5 protein-coding genes and 32 pseudogenes are annotated in these 14,788 nt (G+C 45.6%); all 37 read left to right on the forward strand.

Annotated features, from left to right (window positions below; all coding sequences use genetic code 11):
- Nucleotides 1-2: 2 nt before the first annotated feature.
- The 37 genes and pseudogenes from IPO27_07275 to IPO27_07455 all read left to right on the forward strand — a co-directional run bounded on the left by IPO27_07275 (nt 3) and on the right by IPO27_07455 (nt 14,765).
- A complete protein-coding gene (locus IPO27_07275) occupies nt 3-1,148 on the forward strand; it encodes a SprB repeat-containing protein (protein MBK8846374.1) in 1,146 nt (381 codons plus the stop codon).
- Between the two features lie 302 nt (nt 1,149-1,450).
- Nucleotides 1,451-1,555: pseudogene (locus IPO27_07280) on the forward strand (SprB repeat-containing protein).
- A gap of 120 nt (nt 1,556-1,675) precedes the next feature.
- A pseudogene (locus IPO27_07285) lies at nt 1,676-1,780 on the forward strand (SprB repeat-containing protein).
- A gap of 120 nt (nt 1,781-1,900) precedes the next feature.
- Nucleotides 1,901-2,005 (forward strand): annotated as a pseudogene (locus IPO27_07290) (SprB repeat-containing protein).
- A 120-nt stretch (nt 2,006-2,125) separates the two neighbouring features.
- Nucleotides 2,126-2,230, forward strand: a pseudogene (locus IPO27_07295) (SprB repeat-containing protein).
- Between the two features lie 117 nt (nt 2,231-2,347).
- Nucleotides 2,348-2,452: pseudogene (locus tag IPO27_07300) on the forward strand (SprB repeat-containing protein).
- 120 nt (nt 2,453-2,572) lie between these two features.
- Nucleotides 2,573-2,677, forward strand: a pseudogene (locus IPO27_07305) (SprB repeat-containing protein).
- 120 nt (nt 2,678-2,797) lie between these two features.
- Nucleotides 2,798-2,902 (forward strand): annotated as a pseudogene (locus IPO27_07310) (SprB repeat-containing protein).
- A gap of 120 nt (nt 2,903-3,022) precedes the next feature.
- Nucleotides 3,023-3,127, forward strand: a pseudogene (locus IPO27_07315) (SprB repeat-containing protein).
- 120 nt (nt 3,128-3,247) lie between these two features.
- Nucleotides 3,248-3,352 (forward strand): annotated as a pseudogene (locus tag IPO27_07320) (SprB repeat-containing protein).
- Between the two features lie 120 nt (nt 3,353-3,472).
- A pseudogene (locus tag IPO27_07325) lies at nt 3,473-3,577 on the forward strand (SprB repeat-containing protein).
- 120 nt (nt 3,578-3,697) lie between these two features.
- A pseudogene (locus tag IPO27_07330) lies at nt 3,698-3,802 on the forward strand (hypothetical protein).
- 120 nt (nt 3,803-3,922) lie between these two features.
- A pseudogene (locus tag IPO27_07335) lies at nt 3,923-4,027 on the forward strand (SprB repeat-containing protein).
- A 120-nt stretch (nt 4,028-4,147) separates the two neighbouring features.
- Nucleotides 4,148-4,252 (forward strand): annotated as a pseudogene (locus IPO27_07340) (SprB repeat-containing protein).
- A gap of 120 nt (nt 4,253-4,372) precedes the next feature.
- Nucleotides 4,373-4,477: pseudogene (locus IPO27_07345) on the forward strand (SprB repeat-containing protein).
- 120 nt (nt 4,478-4,597) lie between these two features.
- Nucleotides 4,598-4,702, forward strand: a pseudogene (locus tag IPO27_07350) (SprB repeat-containing protein).
- 120 nt (nt 4,703-4,822) lie between these two features.
- Nucleotides 4,823-4,927, forward strand: a pseudogene (locus IPO27_07355) (SprB repeat-containing protein).
- 120 nt (nt 4,928-5,047) lie between these two features.
- Nucleotides 5,048-5,152, forward strand: a pseudogene (locus IPO27_07360) (SprB repeat-containing protein).
- Between the two features lie 120 nt (nt 5,153-5,272).
- Nucleotides 5,273-5,377, forward strand: a pseudogene (locus IPO27_07365) (SprB repeat-containing protein).
- Between the two features lie 120 nt (nt 5,378-5,497).
- Nucleotides 5,498-5,602: pseudogene (locus IPO27_07370) on the forward strand (SprB repeat-containing protein).
- A 120-nt stretch (nt 5,603-5,722) separates the two neighbouring features.
- Nucleotides 5,723-5,827 (forward strand): annotated as a pseudogene (locus IPO27_07375) (SprB repeat-containing protein).
- A 129-nt stretch (nt 5,828-5,956) separates the two neighbouring features.
- Nucleotides 5,957-6,550: a SprB repeat-containing protein gene (locus tag IPO27_07380; protein ID MBK8846375.1), complete on the forward strand. Its 594-nt coding sequence runs from the start codon at nt 5,957-5,959 to the stop codon at nt 6,548-6,550.
- A pseudogene (locus IPO27_07385) lies at nt 6,546-6,722 on the forward strand (SprB repeat-containing protein). The gene IPO27_07380 and the pseudogene IPO27_07385 overlap by 5 nt, the downstream one beginning before the upstream one ends.
- Nucleotides 6,723-6,842: 120 nt before the next feature.
- Nucleotides 6,843-6,941: pseudogene (locus tag IPO27_07390) on the forward strand (hypothetical protein).
- Between the two features lie 126 nt (nt 6,942-7,067).
- A pseudogene (locus IPO27_07395) lies at nt 7,068-7,172 on the forward strand (SprB repeat-containing protein).
- A gap of 120 nt (nt 7,173-7,292) precedes the next feature.
- A pseudogene (locus IPO27_07400) lies at nt 7,293-7,397 on the forward strand (SprB repeat-containing protein).
- Between the two features lie 120 nt (nt 7,398-7,517).
- Nucleotides 7,518-7,622: pseudogene (locus tag IPO27_07405) on the forward strand (SprB repeat-containing protein).
- 120 nt (nt 7,623-7,742) lie between these two features.
- Nucleotides 7,743-7,847, forward strand: a pseudogene (locus tag IPO27_07410) (SprB repeat-containing protein).
- A 120-nt stretch (nt 7,848-7,967) separates the two neighbouring features.
- Nucleotides 7,968-8,072 (forward strand): annotated as a pseudogene (locus IPO27_07415) (SprB repeat-containing protein).
- Between the two features lie 120 nt (nt 8,073-8,192).
- A pseudogene (locus tag IPO27_07420) lies at nt 8,193-8,297 on the forward strand (SprB repeat-containing protein).
- Nucleotides 8,298-8,418: 121 nt separating this feature from the next.
- Nucleotides 8,419-8,523 (forward strand): annotated as a pseudogene (locus IPO27_07425) (SprB repeat-containing protein).
- A gap of 120 nt (nt 8,524-8,643) precedes the next feature.
- Nucleotides 8,644-8,748 (forward strand): annotated as a pseudogene (locus IPO27_07430) (SprB repeat-containing protein).
- Nucleotides 8,749-8,868: 120 nt separating this feature from the next.
- A pseudogene (locus IPO27_07435) lies at nt 8,869-8,973 on the forward strand (SprB repeat-containing protein).
- 120 nt (nt 8,974-9,093) lie between these two features.
- A pseudogene (locus tag IPO27_07440) lies at nt 9,094-9,198 on the forward strand (SprB repeat-containing protein).
- A gap of 62 nt (nt 9,199-9,260) precedes the next feature.
- On the forward strand, nt 9,261-13,184 hold the full coding sequence (locus tag IPO27_07445; protein ID MBK8846376.1) for a T9SS type A sorting domain-containing protein: 3,924 nt from the start codon (nt 9,261-9,263) through the stop codon (nt 13,182-13,184).
- 157 nt (nt 13,185-13,341) lie between these two features.
- Complete coding sequence (locus tag IPO27_07450) at nt 13,342-14,310, forward strand: helix-hairpin-helix domain-containing protein (protein MBK8846377.1); 969 nt, start codon at nt 13,342-13,344, stop codon at nt 14,308-14,310.
- Nucleotides 14,311-14,378: 68 nt separating this feature from the next.
- Nucleotides 14,379-14,765 (forward strand): ACT domain-containing protein, encoded by a 387-nt coding sequence (locus IPO27_07455; protein ID MBK8846378.1) that lies wholly within the window; start codon nt 14,379-14,381, stop codon nt 14,763-14,765.
- Nucleotides 14,766-14,788 lie beyond the last annotated feature (23 nt).

Consider the following 14,788-nt stretch of genomic DNA (forward strand, 5'->3'; position numbering starts at 1 on the left):
TAATGGCCGGTACTTATACTGCAACCGTAATTGATGCGAATGGATGTACAGCTACCTGCAGCTTCACAGTAACGGAGCCAAGTGCATTAACAGCAACTTGCAGCGGCACGAACGTAAGTTGCAACGGAGGCACCAACGGATCAGCAAGCGTAACATCAAGTGGCGGTACTACCCCATACAGCTATGTATGGTCAAACGGAAAGACTACCGCAGCCAACAATAACCTTGCAGCAGGAACCTATACCGTAACCGTAACTGATGCCAATGGATGTACGAAGACATGCAGCTATACGGTAACGCAACCAAGTGCATTAACAGCAACTTGCAGCGGCACGAACGTAAGTTGCAACGGAGGCACCAACGGATCAGCAAGCGTAACATCAAATGGCGGTACTACCCCATTCAGTTATGTATGGTCAAACGGAAAGACTACCGCAGCTAACAATAACCTTGCAGCAGGAACCTACACCGTAACCGTAACCGATGCCAATGGATGTACGAAGACATGCAGCTATACGGTAACGCAACCAAGTGCATTAACAGCAACTTGCAGCGGCACGAACGTAAGTTGCAACGGAGGCACCAACGGATCAGCAAGCGTAACATCAAATGGCGGTACTACCCCATACAGCTATGTATGGTCAAACGGAAAGACTACCGCAGCAAACAATAACCTTGCAGCAGGAGCTTACACCGTAACCGTAACCGATGCCAATGGATGTACGAAGACATGCAGCTATACGGTAACGCAACCAAGTGCATTAACAGCAACTTGCTCAGGAACAATGGTAACATGTAAAGGAACAGCAACTGGAAGTGCTAGTGTTGTTTCATCAGGAGGTACATCACCTTACACGTATCAATGGAGTAATGGTGTAACCATTAGCAACAATACTGGATTAATGGCCGGTACTTATACCGCAACCGTAATTGATGCGAAGGGATGTACAGCTACCTGCAGCTTCACAGTAACGGAGCCAAGTGCATTAACAGCAACTTGCAGCGGCACGAACGTAAGTTGCAACGGAGGCACCAACGGATCAGCAAGCGTAACAGCAAGTGGCGGTACTACCCCTACAGTTATGTATGGTCAAACGGAAAGACTACCGCAGCAAACAATAACCTTGCAGCAGGAACTTACACCGTAACCGTAACTGATGCCAATGGATGTACGAAGACGTGCAGCTATACGGTAACGCAACCAAGTGCATTAACAGCAACTTGCAGCGGCACGAACGTAAGTTGCAACGGAGGCACCAACGGATCAGCAAGCGTAACAGCAAATGGCGGTACTACCCCATACAGTTATGTATGGTCAAACGGAAAGACTACCGCAGCAAACAATAACCTTGCAGCAGGAACCTATACCGTAACCGTAACTGATGCCAATGGATGCACGAAGACGTGCAGCTATACGGTAACGCAACCAAGTGCATTAACAGCAACTTGCAGCGGCACGAACGTAAGTTGCAACGGAGGCACCAACGGATCAGCAAGCGTAACATCAAATGGCGGTACTACCCCATACAGCTATGTATGGTCCAACGGAAAGACTACCGCAGCCAACAATAACCTTGCAGCTGGAACCTACACCGTAACCGTAACCGATGCCAATGGATGTACGAAGACGTGCAGCTATACGGTAACGCAACCAAGTGCATTAACAGCAACTTGCAGCGGCACGAACGTAAGTTGCAACGGAGGCACCAACGGATCAGCAAGCGTAACATCAAATGGCGGTACTACCCCATTCAGTTATGTATGGTCAAACGGAAAGACTACCGCAGCCAACAATAACCTTGCAGCAGGAACCTATACCGTAACAGTAACTGATGCCAATGGATGTACGAAGACATGCAGCTATACGGTAACGCAACCAAGTGCATTAACAGCAACTTGCAGCGGCACGAACGTAAGTTGCAACGGAGGCACCAACGGATCAGCAAGCGTAACATCAAATGGCGGTACTACCCCATACAGTTATGTATGGTCAAACGGAAAGACCACCGCAGCAAACAATAACCTTGCAGCAGGAACCTATACCGTAACAGTAACTGATGCCAATGGATGTACGAAGACATGCAGCTATACAGTAACGCAACCAAGTGCATTAACAGCAACTTGCAGCGGCACGAACGTAAGTTGCAACGGAGGCACCAACGGATCAGCAAGCGTAACAGCAAATGGCGGTACTACCCCATACAGTTATGTATGGTCAAACGGAAAGACTACCGCAGCCAACAATAACCTTGCAGGAACCTATACCGTAACCGTAACTGATGCCAATGGATGCACGAAGACGTGCAGCTATACGGTAACGCAACCAAGTGCATTAACAGCAACTTGCAGCGGCACGAACGTAAGTTGCAACGGAGGCACCAACGGATCAGCAAGCGTAACATCAAATGGCGGTACTACCCCATACAGCTATGTATGGTCCAACGGAAAGACTACCGCAGCCAACAATAACCTTGCAGCTGGAACCTACACCGTAACCGTAACCGATGCCAATGGATGTACGAAGACATGCAGCTATACGGTAACGCAACCAAGTGCATTAACAGCAACTTGCAGCGGCACGAACGTAAGTTGCAACGGAGGCACCAACGGATCAGCAAGCGTAACATCAAATGGCGGTACTACCCCATACAGCTATGTATGGTCCAACGGAAAGACTACCGCAGCAAACAATAACCTTGCAGCAGGAACCTATACCGTAACCGTAACTGATGCCAATGGATGTACGAAGACATGCAGCTATACGGTAACGCAACCAAGTGCATTAACAGCAACTTGCAGCGGCACGAACGTAAGTTGCAACGGAGGCACCAACGGATCAGCAAGCGTAACATCAAATGGCGGTACTACCCCATACAGTTATGTATGGTCAAACGGAAAGACTACCGCAGCCAACAATAACCTTGCAGCAGGAACCTATACCGTAACCGTAACTGATGCCAATGGATGTACGAAGACATGCAGCTATACGGTAACGCAACCAAGTGCATTAACAGCAACTTGCAGCGGCACGAACGTAAGTTGCAACGGAGGCACCAACGGATCAGCAAGCGTAACAGCAAATGGCGGTACTACCCCATACAGTTATGTATGGTCAAACGGAAAGACCACCGCAGCAAACAATAACCTTGCAGCAGGAACCTATACCGTAACAGTAACTGATGCCAATGGATGTACGAAGACATGCAGCTATACGGTAACGCAACCAAGTGCATTAACAGCAACTTGCAGCGGCACGAACGTAAGTTGCAACGGAGGCACCAACGGATCAGCAAGCGTAACAGCAAGTGGCGGTACTACCCCATACAGTTATGTATGGTCAAACGGAAAGACTACCGCAGCCAACAATAACCTTGCAGCAGGAACCTATACCGTAACAGTAACTGATGCCAATGGATGTACGAAGACGTGCAGCTATACGGTAACGCAACCAAGTTCATTAACAGCAACTTGCAGCGGCACGAACGTAAGTTGCAACGGAGGCACCAACGGATCAGCAAGCGTAACATCAAATGGCGGTACTACCCCATACAGTTATGTATGGTCAAACGGAAAGACTACCGCAGCAAACAATAACCTTGCAGCTGGAACCTACACCGTAACCGTAACCGATGCCAATGGATGTACGAAGACATGCAGCTATACGGTAACGCAACCAAGTGCATTAACAGCAACTTGCAGCGGCACGAACGTAAGTTGTAACGGAGGCACCAACAGATCAGCAAGCGTAACATCAAATGACGGTACTACCCCATACAGTTATGTATGGTCAAACGGAAAGACTACCGCAGCCAACAATAACCTTGCAGCAGGAACCTATACCGTAACCGTAACTGATGCCAATGGATGTACGAAGACATGCAGCTATACGGTAACGCAACCAAGTGCATTAACAGCAACTTGCAGCGGCACGAACGTAAGTTGCAACGGAGGCACCAACGGATCAGCAAGCGTAACATCAAATGGCGGTACTACCCCATACAGTTATGTATGGTCAAACGGAAAGACTACCGCAGCAAACAATAACCTTGCAGCTGGAACCTACACCGTAACCGTAACCGATGCCAATGGATGTACGAAGACATGCAGCTATACGGTAACGCAACCAAGTGCATTAACAGCTACTTGCAGCGGCACGAACGTAAGTTGCAACGGAGGCACCAACGGATCAGCAAGCGTAACAGCAAATGGCGGTACTACCCCATACAGTTATGTATGGTCCAACGGAAAGACTACCGCAGCTAACAATAACCTTGCAGCAGGAACCTATACCGTAACAGTAACTGATGCCAATGGATGTACGAAGACATGCAGCTATACGGTAACGCAACCAAGTGCATTAACAGCAACTTGCAGCGGCACGAACGTAAGTTGCAACGGAGGCACCAACGGATCAGCAAGCGTAACATCAAATGGCGGTACTACCCCATACAGTTATGTATGGTCAAACGGAAAGACTACCGCAGCAAACAATAACCTTGCAGCTGGAACCTACACCGTAACCGTAACCGATGCCAATGGATGTACGAAGACATGCAGCTATACGGTAACGCAACCAAGTGCATTAACAGCAACTTGCAGCGGCACGAACGTAAGTTGCAACGGAGGCACCAACGGATCAGCAAGCGTAACATCAAATGGCGGTACTACCCCATACAGTTATGTATGGTCAAACGGAAAGACTACCGCAGCTAACAATAACCTTGCAGCAGGAACCTATACCGTAACCGTAACTGATGCCAATGGATGCACGAAGACATGCAGCTATACGGTAACGCAACCAAGTGCATTAACAGCAACTTGCAGCGGCACGAACGTAAGTTGCAACGGAGGCACCAACGGATCAGCAAGCGTAACATCAAATGGCGGTACTACCCCATACAGTTATGTATGGTCAAACGGAAAGACTACCGCAGCCAACAATAACCTTGCAGCTGGAACCTACACCGTAACAGTAACTGATGCCAATGGATGTACGAAGACATGCAGCTATACGGTAACGCAACCAAGTTCATTAACAGCAACTTGCAGCGGCACGAACGTAAGTTGCAACGGAGGCACCAACGGATCAGCAAGCGTAACATCAAATGGCGGTACTACCCCATACAGTTATGTATGGTCAAACGGAAAGACTACCGCAGCAAACAATAACCTTGCAGCTGGAACCTACACCGTAACCGTAACTGATGCCAATGGATGCACGAAGACATGCAGCTATACGGTAACGCAACCAAGTGCATTAACAGCAACTTGCAGCGGCACGAACGTAAGTTGCAACGGAGGCACCAACGGATCAGCAAGCGTAACATCAAATGGCGGTACTACCCCATACAGCTATGTATGGTCAAACGGAAAGACTACCGCAGCCAACAATAACCTTGCAGCAGGAACCTATACCGTAACAGTAACTGATGCCAATGGATGTACGAAGACATGCAGCTATACGGTAACGCAACCAAGTGCATTAACAGCAACTTGCAGCGGCACGAACGTAAGTTGCAACGGAGGCACCAACGGATCAGCAAGCGTAACATCAAATGGCGGTACTACCCCATACAGTTATGTATGGTCAAACGGAAAGACTACCGCAGCCAACAATAACCTTGCAGCAGGAACCTACACCGTAACCGTAACTGATGCCAATGGATGTACGAAGACATGCAGCTATACGGTAACGCAACCAAGTGCATTAACAGCAACTTGCAGCGGCACGAACGTAAGTTGCAACGGAGGCACCAACGGATCAGCAAGCGTAACATCAAATGGCGGTACTACCCCATACAGCTATGTATGGTCAAACGGAAAGACTACCGCAGCCAACAATAACCTTGCAGCAGGAACCTATACCGTAACCGTAACTGATGCCAATGGATGTACGAAGACATGCAGCTATACGGTAACGCAACCAAGTGCATTAACAGCAACTTGCTCAGGCACAATGGTAACATGTAAAGGAACAGCAACTGGAAGTGCTAGTGTTGTTTCATCAGGAGGTACATCACCTTACACGTATCAATGGAGTAATGGTGTAACCATTAGCAACAATACTGGATTAATGGCCGGTACTTATACTGCAACCGTAACTGATGCCAATGGATGCACGAAGACGTGCAGCTATACGGTAACGCAACCAAGTGCATTAACAGCAACTTGCAGCGGCACGAACGTAAGTTGCAACGGAGGCACCAACGGATCAGCAAGCGTAACAGCAAGTGGCGGTACTACCCCATACAGTTATGTATGGTCAAACGGAAAGACTACCGCAGCCAACAATAACCTTGCAGCAGGAACCTATACCGTAACCGTAACTGATGCCAATGGATGTACGAAGACATGTAGCTATACGGTAACGCAACCAAGTGCATTAACAGCAACTTGCTCAGGCACAATGGTAACATGTAAAGGAACAGCAACGGAAGTGCTAGTGTTGTTTCATCAGGAGGTACATCACTACACGTATCAATGGGTAATGGAAGTATTACCCAACAATACTGGATTAATCGGCCGGTACTTATACTGCAACCGTAATTGATGCGAATGGATGTACAGCTACCTGCAGCTATACGGTAACGGAGCCAAGTGCATTAACAGCAACTTGCAGCGGCACGAACGTAAGTTGCAACGGAGGCACCAACGGATCAGCAAGCGTAACAGCAAGTGGCGGTACTACCCCATACAGTTATGTATGGTCAAACGGAAAGACTACCGCAGCCAACAATAACCTTGCAGCAGGAACCTATACCGTAACCGTAACTGATGCCAATGGATGCACGAAGACGTGCAGCTATACGGTAACGCAACCAAGTGCATTAACAGCAACTTGCAGCGGCACGAACGTAAGTTGCAACGGAGGCACCAACGGATCAGCAAGCGTAACATCAAATGGCGGTACTACCCCATACAGTTATGTATGGACATACGGAAAGACTACCGCAGCTAACAATAACCTTGCAGCAGGAACCTTTACCGTAACCGTAACCGATGCCAATGGATGTACGAAGACATGCAGCTATACGGTAACGCAACCAAGTGCATTAACAGCAACTTGCAGCGGCACGAACGTAAGTTGCAACGGAGGCACCAACGGATCAGCAAGCGTAACATCAAATGGCGGTACTACCCCATACAGTTATGTATGGTCAAACGGAAAGACTACCGCAGCCAACAATAACCTTGCAGCAGGAACCTATACCGTAACAGTAACTGATGCCAATGGATGTACGAAGACATGCAGCTATACGGTAACGCAACCAAGTGCATTAACAGCAACTTGCAGCGGCACGAACGTAAGTTGCAACGGAGGCACCAACGGATCAGCAAGCGTAACATCAAATGGCGGTACTACCCCATACAGCTATGTATGGTCAAACGGAAAGACTACCGCAGCCAACAATAACCTTGCAGCAGGAACCTATACCGTAACCGTAACTGATGCCAATGGATGTACGAAGACATGCAGCTATACGGTAACGCAACCAAGTGCATTAACAGCAACTTGCAGCGGCACGAACGTAAGTTGCAACGGAGGCACCAACGGATCAGCAAGCGTAACATCAAATGGCGGTACTACCCCATACAGCTATGTATGGTCAAACGGAAAGACTACCGCAGCCAACAATAACCTTGCAGCTGGAACCTACACCGTAACCGTAACCGATGCCAATGGATGTACGAAGACATGCAGCTATACGGTAACGCAACCAAGTGCATTAACAGCAACTTGCAGCGGCACGAACGTAAGTTGCAACGGAGGCACCAACGGATCAGCAAGCGTAACATCAAATGGCGGTACTACCCCATACAGTTATGTATGGTCAAACGGAAAGACTACCGCAGCAAACAATAACCTTGCAGCAGGAACCTATACCGTAACCGTAACCGATGCCAATGGATGTACGAAGACATGCAGCTATACGGTAACGCAACCAAGTGCATTAACAGCAACTTGCAGCGGCACGAACGTAAGTTGCAACGGAGGCACCAACGGATCAGCAAGCGTAACATCAAATGGCGGTACTACCCCATACAGTTATGTATGGTCAAACGGAAAGACTACCGCAGCTAACAATAACCTTGCAGCTGGAACCTACACCGTAACCGTAACCGATGCCAATGGATGTACGAAGACATGCAGCTATACGGTAACGCAACCAAGTGCATTAACAGCAACTTGCAGCGGCACGAACGTAAGTTGCAACGGAGGCACCAACGGATCAGCAAGCGTAACAGCAAGTGGCGGTACTACCCCATACAGTTATGTATGGTCAAACGGAAAGACTACCGCAGCCAACAATAACCTTGCAGCAGGAACCTATACCGTAACAGTAACTGATGCCAATGGATGCACGAAGACATGCAGCTATACGGTAACGCAAACCAAGTGCATTAACAGCAACTTGCAGCGGCACGAACGTAAGTTGCAACGGAGGCACCAACGGATCAGCAAGCGTAACATCAAATGGCGGTACTACCCCATACAGCTATGTATGGTCAAACGGAAAGACTACCGCAGCAAACAATAACCTTGCAGCTGGAACCTACACCGTAACCGTAACCGATGCCAATGGATGTACGAAGACATGCAGCTATACGGTAACGCAACCAAGTGCATTAACAGCAACTTGCAGCGGCACGAACGTAAGTTGCAACGGAGGCACCAACGGATCAGCAAGCGTAACATCAAATGGCGGTACTACCCCATACAGTTATGTATGGTCAAACGGAAAGACTACCGCAGCCAACAATAACCTTGCAGCAGGAACCTATACCGTAACAGTAACTGATGCCAATGGATGTACGAAGACATGCAGCTATACGGTAACGCAACCAAGTGCATTAACAGCAACTTGCAGCGGCACGAACGTAAGTTGCAACGGAGGCACCAACGGATCAGCAAGCGTAACAGCAAATGGCGGTACTACCCCATACAGTTATGTATGGTCAAACGGAAAGACTACCGCAGCCAACAATAACCTTGCAGCAGGAACCTATACCGTAACAGTAACTGATGCCAATGGATGTACGAAGACGTGCAGCTATACGGTAACGCAACCAAGTTCATTAACAGCAACTTGCAGCGGCACGAACGTAAGTTGCAACGGAGGCACCAACGGATCAGCAAGCGTAACATCAAATGGCGGTACTACCCCATACAGTTATGTATGGTCAAACGGAAAGACTACCGCAGCAAACAATAACCTTGCAGCTGGAACCTACACCGTAACCGTAACCGATGCCAATGGATGTACGAAGACATGCAGCTATACGGTAACGCAACCAAGTGCATTAACAGCAACTTGCAGCGGCACGAACGTAAGTTGCAACGGAGGCACCAACGGATCAGCAAGCGTAACATCAAATGGCGGTACTACCCCTACAGTTATGTATGGTCAAACGGAAAGACTACCGCAGCCAACAATAACCTTGCAGCAGGAACCTATACCGTAACAGTAACTGATGCCAATGGATGTACGAAGACATGCAGCTATACGGTAACGCAACCAAGTGCATTAACAGCAACTTGCAGCGGCACGAACGTAAGTTGCAACGGAGGCACCAACGGATCAGCAAGCGTAACATCAAATGGCGGTACTACCCCATACAGTTATGTATGGTCAAACGGAAAGACTACCGCAGCAAACAATAACCTTGCAGCAGGAACCTACACCGTAACCGTAACCGATGCCAATGGATGTACGAAGACATGCAGCTATACGGTAACGCAACCAAGTGCATTAACAGCAACTTGCAGCGGCACGAACGTAAGTTGCAACGGAGGCACCAACGGATCAGCAAGCGTAACAGCAAATGGCGGTACTACCCCATACAGTTATGTATGGTCAAACGGAAAGACTACCGCAGCTAACAATAACCTTGCAGCAGGAACCTATACCGTAACAGTAACTGATGCCAATGGATGTACGAAGACATGCAGCTATACGGTAACGCAACCAAGTGCATTAACAGCAACTTGCAGCGGCACGAACGTAAGTTGCAACGGAGGCACCAACGGATCAGCAAGCGTAACATCAAATGGCGGTACTACCCCATACAGCTATGTATGGTCAAACGGAAAGACTACCACAGCAAACAATAACCTTGCAGCTGGAACCTACACCGTAACCGTAACCGATGCCAATGGATGTACGAAGACATGCAGCTATACGGTAACGCAACCAAGTGCATTAACAGCAACTTGCAGCGGCACGAACGTAAGTTGCAACGGAGGCACCAACGGATCAGCAAGCGTAACATCAAATGGCGGTACTACCCCATACAGTTATGTATGGTCAAACGGAAAGACTACCGCAGCTAACAATAACCTTGCAGCAGGAACCTATACCGTAACCGTAACTGATGCCAATGGATGCACGAAGACGTGCAGCTATACGGTAACGCAACCAAGTGCATTAACAGCAACTTGCAGCGGCACGAACGTAAGTTGCAACGGAGGCACCAACGGATCAGCAAGCGTAACATCAAATGGCGGTACTACCCCATACAGTTATGTATGGTCAAACGGAAAGACTACCGCAGCCAACAATAACCTTGCAGCTGGAACCTACACCGTAACCGTAACCGATGCCAATGGATGTACGAAGACATGCAGCTATACGGTAACGCAACCAAGTGCATTAACAGCAACTTGCAGCGGCACGAACGTAAGTTGCAACGGAGGCACCAACGGATCAGCAAGCGTAACATCAAATGGCGGTACTACCCCATTCAGTTATGTATGGTCAAACGGAAAGACTACCGCAGCCAACAATAACCTTGCAGCAGGAACCTATACCGTAACAGTAACTGATGCCAATGGATGTACGAAGACATGTAGCTATACGGTAACGCAACCAAGTGCATTAACAGCAACTTGCAGCGGCACTTCTGTAGATTGTTATAATAAGGGCAATGGAACGGCTAGTGTAAATGCAACCGGTGGAACCTTGCCTTATACATATCTTTGGAGTAATGGTGCGACAGTTGCAAATCTAATAGGCTTGATACCTGGAACCTATACCGTAACTGTAACTGATGCTAATGGATGCACGAAGACATGCAGCTATTTAGTTACACAACCAGCGCAATTGGTTGCTGTATGTACGAAATCAATGGTTAATTGTTTTGGTGGAAGTAATGCTACGGCTACAATAATAGTTACCGGAGGAACCGCTCCATTTACATATCTATGGAATAATGGCGCTACCACGAGTTCATTAACTGGATTAGCTGCCGGAACCTATTCGGTTACAGTAACTGATTCTAAAAATTGCTCAACTGCCTGCACATTTATAATTGACCAGCCAAATCAACTAATTGCTACATGTAGTAAAACCGATATTTCTTGTAATGGGGGCTTAAATGGAAGTGTTATAGTTACAGCGGTTGGAGGAACAGGAACTTACAACTATCTATGGAGTAATGGAAATACCGCATCTAGTATTAATGGGTTAGCGGCTGGCACATATACAGTTACCGTAACTGATGTAAATGGTTGCACGAGTCAATGTAATGTTACAATTGTACAACCGAGTGCTTTGATTGTAAGTTGTACAGGAACGAATATAAGTTGTTCTAACGGTAATTCAGGAACTGCAAGTGTTAGTGCGTCAGGCGGAACAGCACCATATACTTACTTATGGAGTAATGGAGGAACGGTATCTTCTATAGCGAGTTTAGCAGCGGGAATGTATACGGTAACGGTAACAGATTCGAAGGGATGTACGAAGCAGTGTTCTTACAATGTTACCCAATCCAACGCATTAGCTATTACATGCAATGTATCTAACATCACCTGCTTTGGAGCAGTGAATGGCTCTATGTCAGTTTCTATAATTGGAGGTACAGCACCTTTCACATATTTATGGTCAAATGGAGCCACAACAACATCTATTAATTTCCTAATGGCAGGAACGTATTCAGTAACCGTAACAGATGCAAATGGTTGTTCAGCACAATGTTCAGGAACAGTGGTACAGCCAGCACAGTTAACTGCTAATTGCGCAGGAATTAATGAAACTTGTTCTGGAGCTATGAATGGTAGTGTTTCGGTTGCTGTAACCGGTGGAACATCTCCATACAGCTATGTTTGGAGTAATGGAAAGACTACTTCTGCATCATCAAATACTGGTGCAGGAACCTATACTGTTACCGTAACTGATGCGAATGGGTGTACAAAGACCTGTTCAGTAACAATAACATCACCAACACCTATTGTAATTACATTAACAGGAACATACCAAATTTGTCAAGGTAGTGCTACAGGCTATATTTCCTCATCAGTAACCGGAGGAACGATTCCTTACAGTTATTTATGGAATAATGGAGCTACAACTAGTTCAATCAGTAATTTGTTAAATGGTATTTATACTGTAACTGTTACTGATGGGGCAGGATGTACCAAGAGTGCAATGTTCCAAGTTAAAAAGTCATGGTTCAATGTATCTTTAACCAAAAGTAATGTTCAATGCTTTGGAAGCGCCAACGGTTCAATAGTCGCAACTGTTACAGGCAATTCGGGACCGTTTACTTATCTATGGAGTAATGGTGGCACGTCAAGCATGATACAAAATCTTGGGACTGGAATATATACAGTAACGGTAACAAATTCGCTCGGATGTACTAAAACAGTTTCTGTGATAATAACACAACCTACCTTGATAACGTGTGTTACCACAAGTACAACGACTTCGTCAAACTCTTGCACCGGAACGGCAACTACAACTCCTGCCGGAGGAATTGCGCCATACACGTACTTATGGAGTAATGGCCAAACTAATGCTACAGCAACCGGATTATGTGCAGGATTCTATGTAGTTACCATGACAGATGCTAATGGCTGCTCATGCAGTGCAATTGTAAAAGTAGACGTTGGAAATGCAATTCAGAAGGCAACAACCATCGAAGTTACTGAGCCCGAGTTATTGGTACAAGCATGGCCTAACCCAACAAGTGGTATTGTTTATATTGGATTTGATAAAGCAACGGAAGAAGGTTATGACATTATTGTAACGGATGTAAATGGAAAGGTTATTATGACTTCTTCTGGCAGCTCAATTGGTGGACGTAACGTAATTGAATATGACTTAAGTGGCTTGAGCAAGGGTGTATATACACTCAAACTTATGACTGGAACAAAATCAAACGCAATAAGAGTCGTGTTGCAATAGTATTAAGTTATGTCGAAAAGCTAGATTAAAGGGCCCCTGAATTTCAGGGGCCTTTGTATTAATTGAAAATACGATTTTGATTCGTTTGAATTAGAAAAATTGATATAATTGTATTGTGAATTTAATGTAAGAGCAATTAATTTGGGTAAAGGCTTATATGCAATACTTACGTCAGTTTATCAGACATTTACGACAGAATTTTATTTTTACACCAAGCGAACGCAAGGGAACAATAACTCTTGGCATCATAGGTTGCATCATGTGTATTGTAATTTTCGTAATGAATTTCATAGAGATAGATCCTATAACCAATGATTCAACTTTGCAGAGAGCCGTTGAAGAGTTTGAAGTAAAAAACGAGCTTTCTCCGAATCAGGAAGAAGAAAATTTATTTGATTCGACAGAGAATTTCCCAAAAGCCTGGCAAACAAAGGAATTGACAGAGGAGCGTTTAGTTTTAACACCTTTTGATCCCAATAAATTAACCGTTGAGGAATGGATAAAGATAGGACTAAGTGAAAAGCAAGCATCTGTCATGAGAAATTACATACAAAAAGGAGGACGTTTTAAAACAAAGGACGACTTTAAAAGATCATTTGTAATTACAGACAAGTTTTACAATAAGGTTGAGCCATATCTTATTTTTAATGAAGCATTTGTAAAGCAGCAAAATGCCGATAGTATGGTATACCGCAAAAGTGAAAGAAGAGATAAGCCCCATACTATTATTGATCTAAACACAGCAACGATGTATGAGCTTGAAGCGATGCCTGGCATTGGCCCTAAAATAGCGGGCGGGATAATCAATTATCGAGAAAAACTTGGCGGATATACAAATGTTGGTCAGTTAAAAGAGGTTTATTTTATGAAAGATTCGCTGTATGAACAGATTAAAGACCGGCTTACATGCAATTTAAATAATTTACATAAAATAAATATCAATACGAATGATGTTAAGGAGTTGAAACATCCATACATTGAGTATTATATAGCAAAGGTAATTATTGAATACAGAAAGGTGCATGGTGATTATAAAGATGTAAAAGAACTGATGCAAGTAAGGGTAATTGATCAGGAATGGATGAATAAGGTAGGGCCTTACCTGACAGCAACACCAACAAATTAAAGAATAAGCCTATTGTGCTGTAATTACTTTTTATATTTGCAACCAAAGAAACTCTAATTTTAATTAAAATGAATGTTCAAGATATCTTAAAAGAATGTAAAGTAAAAGTTTGGCAAGGCAATTATTCTATTGTAAAAGCAGTATTAATTAAGGGAACTTTCTTTGCTGCAATTAGCGACTTTAATGAATATACCTTGATTCAAAAACAAGAACATTTGGATGTAGACAATGTAATTCGCGAAGAGCGTGGTTGGAAAGTGCTTTCATTTGATACTACCTTACCATTTCAATTAGTTGGATTTATGGCGAGCGTTTCGCAAAAATTAGCAGATGCACATATTTCTATTTTTGCTTTGTCTGCTTTTAGCACAGAGCATATATTGGTAAAAGAAGCTGACCTTGCGAATACCATCGAAACCTTAGAAAAAATGGGTTGTGTAGTTGAGAATTTTTAGCACAATCTTTCTTGCTTGAATTT

The organism is Bacteroidota bacterium (genome assembly GCA_016714535.1).
Lineage (GTDB): Bacteria > Bacteroidota > Bacteroidia > AKYH767-A > OLB10 > JADKFV01.

What these genes read in the sequence shown, in the direction of transcription:
- IPO27_07275 (MBK8846374.1), top strand. Translation starts at nt 3, where the DNA reads ATGGCCGGTACTTATACTGCAACCGTAATTGATGCGAATGGATGTACA.
- IPO27_07380 (MBK8846375.1), top strand. Translation starts at nt 5,957, where the DNA reads ATGGTAACATGTAAAGGAACAGCAACTGGAAGTGCTAGTGTTGTTTCA.
- IPO27_07445 (MBK8846376.1), top strand. Translation starts at nt 9,261, where the DNA reads ATGTACGAAGACATGCAGCTATACGGTAACGCAACCAAGTGCATTAAC.
- IPO27_07450 (MBK8846377.1), top strand. Translation starts at nt 13,342, where the DNA reads ATGCAATACTTACGTCAGTTTATCAGACATTTACGACAGAATTTTATT.
- IPO27_07455 (MBK8846378.1), top strand. Translation starts at nt 14,379, where the DNA reads ATGAATGTTCAAGATATCTTAAAAGAATGTAAAGTAAAAGTTTGGCAA.